Source organism: Chloroflexus sp. MS-G (genome assembly GCF_000735195.1).
Classification (GTDB): domain Bacteria; phylum Chloroflexota; class Chloroflexia; order Chloroflexales; family Chloroflexaceae; genus Chloroflexus.
This window is the reverse complement of the sequence record NZ_JPIM01000153.1, coordinates 1-8,162: the sequence shown is the minus strand read 5'-3', so window position 1 is coordinate 8,162 and position 8,162 is coordinate 1. Positions and strand designations below refer to the sequence as shown.

Genomic DNA, 8,162 nt, shown 5'->3' with positions numbered 1-8,162 from the left:
AAGGTAAGGGTGGCGCTTGCACCATCCATGCACTCGCGTTGCACGATTACCAGCTTGCGTTTACAATCGATAACACAAGAATGTTAGCTATTCACACGGGGGGCGTATGCGCATCGTAGCAATGATCATGGCAGGCGGCGAAGGCACCCGTCTCAGTGTCCTCTCGGAAAAACGAGCAAAGCCTTCAGTACCTTTCGCCGGTAAGTTTCGGATCATAGATTTTACCCTATCCAACTGTGTCAACTCTGGTATCTTCGATGTCGCAGTTCTGACCCAGTACCGGCCTCATTCCCTCAACGAGCACATTGGAATTGGAAAACCTTGGGATCTCGACCGTGCTCGTGGTGGTGTGCGCTTACTTCAGCCGTACCAGGGTCGTCGTGATGAGTCGTGGTATCGCGGGACGGCTGATGCCGTCTACCAGAATCTGGCCTACATCCAGGAGCGACGCGCCGATCTGGTACTTATCCTGTCTGGTGATCATATCTACAAGATGAACTACAACGATATTATTAACACGCATCTACAAAAACGGGCTGATCTGACAGTGGCGGTGATGGAGGTACCACTCGAAGAGACCGATCGCTTCGGTATCATGACCATCGACGAAAACGACCGGGTGATCGAATTTACCGAGAAGCCGAAGGGGCGAGATAAGGGGAATCTGGCCTCGATGGGAATCTACGTCTTTAACACTGACATCCTGATCCGGCGTCTTTCCGAGGGTGGGCCGGAGAAACCCCGCATCGATTTCGGTAAGGATGTGATTCCGGCGATGGTCGCTGAAGATCGAGTCTTTGCCCACCGCTTCAAGGGGTATTGGGTCGATGTCGGTACGATCCAGTCGTACTGGGAGACGAGTATGCAGTTGCTCGACCCATCACTTGATTTCGATCTCTTCGATCCAAACTGGTTGATCCGCACCCGTAGCGAAGAGCGACCACCGGCCAAGATCGGGCCGCAGGCAAAGGTGACCCAATCGATTATCTGCAACGGCTGTACTATTCGCGGAACGGTCATTCATTCAGTGTTGTCGCCAGGCGTCTACGTTTCGCCAGGAGCGGTTGTGCGCGATAGTGTGGTTATGAACGATACCTGGATTGGCCCCGGCGCGGTGCTAGATCGGGTGATTATCGATAAAAAGGTCGTGGTCGGCGCCGGTGCTCGGGTCGGTTTTGGTGACGATTTGACGGTGCCGAACCGCAAACAACCTGATAAACTTAACTGCGGGGTGACCGTTGTTGGCAAAGCGGCCCATATTCCAGCCGGAATTACTATCGGTCGGAATGTCATCATTAATGCAGACCGTGAAGCAGAAGATTTTCCAGCCAGTGATGTACCGTCGGGAGAAACGATCTGAGTTCCCAGTTTGTCGGCCATACCGGCGGGAAACGCTCTTGCTGTATTGACGTTACAAACGGAGTCGATATGCTACGCACTCTTGTGATGATACTGGCCGGTGGTGACTCACCGGCACTCAGTGTCCTTACCGCCGAACGCACTGAAGCGGCGGTACCGTTTGGTGGTAAGTACCGCATTATTGATTTTGCACTCTCAAACTGTGTTAATTCGGGTCTGTACAATGTAGCCGTGCTGACTCAGTATCGTCCACGTTCGCTCCATGCTCACCTTGGCGTTGGGCGACCCTGGGATCTCGACCGTGCACAAGGTGGCTTACGGCTGCTGCACCCTTCACCGACCCCCGATGGCGGTGGTTGGCAGCGTGGGACGGCAGATGCGGTACGCTACAATCTTGACGTGGTTGAAGAACAGCCGGTCGATGCGGTGCTCCTGCTGGCCGGTGACCACATTTACAAGATGGATTATACGCCCCTGCTCAAACTGCACGAAGAGCGGCAAGCTGATTTGACTATGGCTGTACGGAGTGTAAGTCCTCACGATGCCCATCGTTACGGTATTGTGTCGGTTGGGAGCGAAGGACGGGTGGATCGTTTCGTTGAAAAACCACGCCGGGCCGATTCAAACCTTGCTTCAATGGGTATCTACGTCTTCCGTAAGCAGTATCTGATCGATCTGCTTCGTTCGACCGATGCCGTCGATTTTGGTCGTCATCTGCTGCCCTACATTGTCACCAGTGCGCGTGCGTTCGCGTACTACTTCCAGGGCTATTGGGCCGATGTCGGTACGGTACAGGCGTACTACGAGGCGAATCTGGCGTTGCTGGCTGAAACCCCAGCACTTGATCTGTACGACCCCGAATGGGTGATCCATACGGTCAGTTCTGATCGACCGGGCGCTGAGATTGGCGTGCAAGCACGGGTTGAAAATAGTCTGCTCAGCGATGGCTGCCGGGTATACGGTACGGTTATCGGATCGGTGCTTTCGCCAGGGGTGATCGTTGCTCCTAGTGCAGTCGTGCGTGACTCCATCGTCATGGGCGATGCTATCATCGAACCCGGTGTTGTCCTTGACCGCTGCATTATTGATGAAGGTGTGCGGATTGGCGAGGGGGCGCGAGTCGGTGATGGCGATGATAATACGCCAAACACTGAAGCACCAGAACGCTTGAACACTGGGCTAACCATTGTTGGTTTAAAGGCTCAGATACCGGCAGGTGTGCGCATTGGGCGCAACGTTGCGATCAGACCACGTACACCGGCTAGTGCCTTTCCGGCAGATGGTAACGTGCCGAGTGGAGCGACTATTTAGCGGAACAATATGACATCTCCTGGCGACCTGGTAATTGATCCTTCTATCCGTTCCCGCCTTCAGCAGGGACACCCCTGGGTTTACCGGAATCACCTAATCGGCGGTGAACGATTGCGTACCGGCCAATGGGTATGTGCGCGCTGTGGTGGTTTGACGGTCTATGGCCTGTACGATGCTCAGAGTCCAATCGGTCTACGCATTTACAGTCGGCATGATTTCCCGAATCAGCAATGGTTTCGCGAACGAGTCTGGGAAGCCTGGGAACTGCGGGCGCCAATACGGGCCAGTGGTCAGACAACGGCCTACCGTTGGATCTATGGCGAAGGTGATTATCTGCCCGGTCTGGTCGTTGATCGTTACGGCGATTATGCTGTTATCCAAACCTACGCCGATAGTGTACAAACGATTGTGCCCATCGTCGCGAATGCCCTCCGTGCCGTTGATCCGGAGCTGCGCGGTGTGATACAGCGACCACGCCAGCACGATGATGATGACCAGGCACAACCGATATTGCTGTGGGGAGAGTGGCCGCCACGCAATCTGGTTGTACAGGAAAACGGTCTTTTTTTTCAGGTTGATATGCTCTACGGTCAGAAAACCGGTCTATTTCTCGACCAGCGTGAGAACCGGCGCACGCTGGAGGGGATGGTTGCCGGCGCCAGTGTGCTGAACTGTTTTGCGTACACTGGAGGTTTTTCCCTCTATGCCTTACGCGGTAATGCAGCCGAAGTCGTGAGTTGCGACGTTGGGCATGGGCTGGCCGAGGCGACAGCCACTAATATCGCTCTCAACCATTTGCCAGCAGACCGTCATCGCTTTGTGACCGACGATTGTTTCGCGCTGCTTGACCAGTATGCTAGGCGAGGACAGATGTTCGATGTTGTCATTCTTGATCCGCCTAGCTTTGCCCGCACACGTAGCAGTCAGCACGCTGCCATGCGCGCCTACGTGCGAATCAATGCACTGGGATTGCGTTGTGTCACGCCTGGCGGTCTGCTGGTAACTGCCAGTTGTACGGCACAAATTGGGCCAGAGCAGTTCCGTGAGTTGCTCGGTGAAGCGGCTGCCCAGGCCCATCGCCGAATGCAAATCATTCACGAGGCTGGTCACCCGCTCGATCATCCCGTGCCCGCCGGTTTTCCTGAAGGACGGTATCTAAAGTATGTGATTGCCCGTGTACAGACCCTGGTGTAGATGTGTACCTGGAGAGGTGCCACGACATCGTAGTGCATCCGTTTCCCGGCATGAGAATTCGTTTCAATCCTCACAGATACAGGGATTGTTCGGCTATGCTATAATCTGGCTATGCACGTTCTCCAAATCTCGTGGGAATATCCACCACATATCGTCGGTGGTCTTGGTCGCCATGTAGCTGATCTGGCGCCAGCCCTAACTGAGCACGATGTGATCGTTACCGTCCTTACCCCCCAACTACGTGGCGGGGAAGCGTTTGAACGTCATCAAAATCTCACCATCTGTCGTGTCTCAGTTCCAACGCTCGATACCGACGACTTTCCCGGTTTTGTCTATCATACCGGTCGCCATCTTGAGCAGGCAGCTCATGTGCTTTTCCCTGGCGGACGACCTGATCTGATTCACGTTCACGACTGGCTTACCGCTGAAGTTGGGATTGCCCTCAAACATCACTGGCGCATCCCGCTGATTGCTACCATTCATGCAACCGAACGTGGTCGTGGGCGGGGCGCCATCAACGGTCAGCGTGCCCAATATATTAACGATCTCGAATGGCGTCTGACCTACGAAGCCTGGCGGGTGATTGTCTGTTCGCATTTTATGGCTCGTCAGATCCGAGAATACTTTACCACACCGGCGGATAAGATCGATGTGATCTCGAATGGTGTACACTTGCCCTCCCAACCGTTTGCCAATCCGGCCGAATGGGTGTCATTCCGCCGCCGGTTTGCTGCCGATAACGAAGCACTCGTCATCTTTGTCGGACGGTTAGTGTACGAGAAGGGGGTACATATTTTGTTAGAGGCCTGGCCACGAGTGGTAGCCGACATACCGGCGCGTCTGGTTATTGCCGGTACCGGCAGTATGCTCGACGAACTGAGACGGCGTGCAACCGAACTCGGTATTGCGGTAGAGTTTCTGGGCTTTATCAGCGATGAAGACCGCAACCGGCTATACGCAGTTGGTGATGTTGCCGTCTTTCCCTCCCTCTATGAACCGTTTGGCATTGTCGCGTTGGAAGCCTTTGCCGCCGGGTGTCCGGTGATTGTCTCTGATGCTGGTGGATTAGCCGAAGTTGTGCAACACGAACTCAACGGCCTCGTTGTGCCAGCAGGAGATGTAGAGGGGCTGGTCCAGGCACTGCTTGCCAGCCTGCATGCACCCGCCGATTCACGGCTACGTGCGGCACGCGGTGCTGCGCTGGCCCGTGCCTACTACACTTGGACACGCATTGCCGGTGAAGTCAAAGCAGTGTACGATCGTGTCTGGATGGAGTGGAAAGCTGGTGCTTGGGGTAAAGAGATTATGCGCCGCGCTTGAGGCAGATGAACAGGGAATGACACTATGCCCGGAAACACCTTTGGTCACGTCTTTCGCTTAACAACGTGGGGCGAGTCGCACGGGCCGGCAGTTGGTTGTACCGTCGATGGTTGCCCCGCCGGTTTGCCGCTTGATGTTGCCGATATTCAGCGTGAACTTGATCGCCGACGTGTCGGTCAGAGTCGGGTCAGTTCGCAGCGTCGTGAGGCCGATGAAGTTCAGATTCTCTCTGGCGTTTTCGAGGGGCGCACAACCGGTACCCCGATTACAATGATCGTGTACAACACCGACGCCAAATCGCACCACTACGAAAATATTAAAGATACCTATCGCCCCGGTCATGCCGACTATACCTGGGATGTCAAGTACGGCTTTCGCGACTGGCGTGGTGGTGGCCGCTCATCGGCGCGTGAGACCATCGGGCGGGTGGCAGGTGGTGCTGTGGCCCGACGCCTCCTGGCAACCTACGGTGTAAGTATTATCGGTTACACCCTGCAACTGGCCGATCTGCGCGCCGAAGTGTTTGATGAAGCAGAAATTGAGCGGAATATTATGCGCTGCCCTGATGCCCGCATCGCAGCACTCATGGTCGAACGAGTTGATCAGGCGCGTCGTGAACTCGACTCGCTGGGTGGTATTGTTGAAGTGCGTGCCCGAGGAGTTCCTCCCGGCTTGGGCGAGCCGGTTTTTGATAAACTTCAGGCTGATATAGGCAAGGCTATGTTCTCCATTCCGGCTATCAAAGGGGTTGAGATTGGTGAAGGCTTCGGTGTAGCTATGCTCCGTGGGTCGCAGAATAACGATCCCTTCATTCGCCGGGATGATGGCACCATTGGGACGCTTTCCAATCATCATGGCGGCATTCTCGGCGGTATTTCAACCGGAGAAGAAATTGTGGTACGTCTGGCAGCCAAGCCTCCGGCTAGCATCGCTCGCCCCCAACAGACGGTTGATCGCGAAGGAAATCCGGTTACGATTGAAGTGCATGGCCGCCACGATCCAACAGTTCTGCCGCGCCTGGTACCGGTAGCCGAAGCGATGCTGGCATTAGTGTTGGCCGACCATCTCCTTCGTCAGCGGCTAGCTCGCGTGACGTGGGAGGATCATTATGGCGAAGCATGATGAACTACCGAAGAGAAGCCGCTGGTTGCCATTGCTGGCATTACTAGCTGTCTTAAGCTGGTTCCTGGTCATTGCTATGCTGATCCGTCTCAATTTGACCGACGGCTCAGCAATTAGATGGCGTCTGCTTTTCGCTGTTGTAGCTTTTATCACCGGTATTACCACCTTTGGGTCTCTCGAACGATGGCTTGAGTTGCCCGGTCTGACCGTAGAAGGGACGCTAGGAGTCTGGCTTTTTCTGGTTACGGTGGCAATGATACCGGCGCCGACCGGTACTTTACTCGACCCACCTGATATACCGGTGTACACATTGATGTTGTTTGCCGTCTTTCTGTGTGTTGCTGCAATCTGTCGGCCAATTATTGCTGTTCTGAGTCGGCGCTGGATTACACTGCGGGCCTGGGCACTCGACAACCGTAGGGTGCGTCGTGAAGCATACGAATGTGGCATATTCGTTGCCACTGTTTTGGCGTTGGCCGCGTTGCGCACGCTTGACCCGATTAAATTTATTGCGCTGGCCGTGATCCTGGTGCTGATTGAAATTCTCTTCTTATCGTTGATCGGGTTAGAAAGAGCATAACGCGGTAAAGGAATACGCACTATGATCCGTATTGCTATCATCGGTCTGGGGCTGATCGGAACGTCATTGGGTATGGCCCTCCGTAATGCTGATCCGAAGGAGTCACCCATCGGCCACATTACGATCACCGGTTTTGATCGCGACCTCAAGGTTACTCGTGAAGCACGTGGACGATTAGCAATTGATCGTGAAGCCCGCACGTTAGCCGATGCAGTCCACGACGCGCAAATCGTGGTTGTCGCAACGCCGGTACGTGCCATTCGCGATGTGTTCGGCGAACTGGCTTCACTTTTACCCAATGGGGCCATCGTCACTGATGTTGCCAGTACGAAAGCGATGGTCTGCCACTGGGCAAGCGAACTTCTCCCGTCAACCGTTACCTTCATCGGTGGCCATCCAATGGCCGGTCGTGAACAATCGGGGCCAGGCGCAGCCGATCCTGACCTCTTCCGTGGTGCGATCTACTGTCTTACGACCATCAGCACCACAACGCCGCAGGCTGTTGAAGCGGTAGAAGCGATGGTGCGCACAATCGGCGCCAAGCCGTACTACATCGATCCAGAAGAGCATGATGCCTACGTAGCCGGTATCTCGCATCTCCCCCTTCTGCTCTCCGTTGGTTTGGTCACTGCAACCGGGAATAGTCCGGCCTGGAAAGAAATGGCACCGCTGGCTGCTACCGGCTTCCGCGATGTATCGCGTCTGGCCTCCGGTCATCCCGCCATGCAGCGTGATATTCTGCTGACCAATCCGCATGGCTTAAGCCGCTGGATCGACGAAGTGATTCGCTTCCTCATAACGGTCCGTGATCAGATTACTGCCGGTGATGCGGAAGCTATCGAACAACTCCTGCAACAAGCCAAGGCTACTCGTGATGCATGGCTTGCCAGTAAGCCGCACCTACGTCCTGGTGAAGCGGATTTCACCAGCATGCCTACCGTCGAACGACCGAGTCTGCTCGGCTTACGCTGGCCGAAACGAAATGAATGATGTGATGGTAGTCTGCTGCAACTTCCAACCCTGCCGCATAAACGAGGTGCTATCGTGCTCAGAGTCGTCGGTGGTGCAGATCAGCACTGTCGTTGGTTGACATCGCTCGACCCGATGTGCAAAAATAACGCATATACAGATGCCTAGGTGGTCCCGGCAAAAGGATCAACATCATGACACATCTGCTCAACTGGCTCCTGCGCATCGATTCGCCTGATCCTGAAGTTCAACGCCGAGGAAAGATTCTCGTTACCTTAAGTTCTGGGATCGTAGCTGTTTTGCTGAC

7 protein-coding genes are annotated in these 8,162 nt (G+C 54.9%); all 7 read left to right on the top strand.

Annotation, left to right across the window (positions count from 1 at the left end; all coding sequences use genetic code 11):
* Nucleotides 1–106 precede the first annotated feature (106 nt).
* The 7 genes from JE47_RS0118515 (at nt 107) to JE47_RS0118485 (ending at nt 7,876) form a co-directional block, all read left to right on the top strand.
* Entirely contained in the window at nt 107–1,360 is a 1,254-nt protein-coding gene (locus JE47_RS0118515) for a glucose-1-phosphate adenylyltransferase (protein ID WP_031461174.1), read from the top strand.
* Nucleotides 1,361–1,428: 68 nt separating this feature from the next.
* Nucleotides 1,429–2,670, top strand: coding sequence for a glucose-1-phosphate adenylyltransferase family protein (locus JE47_RS0118510; RefSeq protein ID WP_031461173.1), 1,242 nt, complete (start codon nt 1,429–1,431; stop codon nt 2,668–2,670).
* A 9-nt stretch (nt 2,671–2,679) separates the two neighbouring features.
* Nucleotides 2,680–3,864 (top strand): class I SAM-dependent rRNA methyltransferase, encoded by a 1,185-nt coding sequence (locus tag JE47_RS0118505; protein WP_031461172.1) that lies wholly within the window; start codon nt 2,680–2,682, stop codon nt 3,862–3,864.
* Between the two features lie 111 nt (nt 3,865–3,975).
* Nucleotides 3,976–5,184 (top strand): glycosyltransferase family 4 protein, encoded by a 1,209-nt coding sequence (locus tag JE47_RS0118500; RefSeq protein WP_031461171.1) that lies wholly within the window; start codon nt 3,976–3,978, stop codon nt 5,182–5,184.
* A gap of 24 nt (nt 5,185–5,208) precedes the next feature.
* A complete protein-coding gene (gene aroC / locus JE47_RS0118495; RefSeq protein WP_031461170.1) occupies nt 5,209–6,306 on the top strand; it encodes a chorismate synthase in 1,098 nt (365 codons plus the stop codon).
* Complete coding sequence (locus JE47_RS0118490; RefSeq protein WP_031461169.1) at nt 6,293–6,886, top strand: hypothetical protein; 594 nt, start codon at nt 6,293–6,295, stop codon at nt 6,884–6,886. Before aroC ends, JE47_RS0118490 begins: the two co-directional genes overlap by 14 nt.
* 21 nt (nt 6,887–6,907) lie before the next feature.
* Nucleotides 6,908–7,876, top strand: a complete 969-nt coding sequence (locus JE47_RS0118485; protein ID WP_031461168.1) for a prephenate dehydrogenase — start codon at nt 6,908–6,910, stop codon at nt 7,874–7,876.
* Nucleotides 7,877–8,162 lie beyond the last annotated feature (286 nt).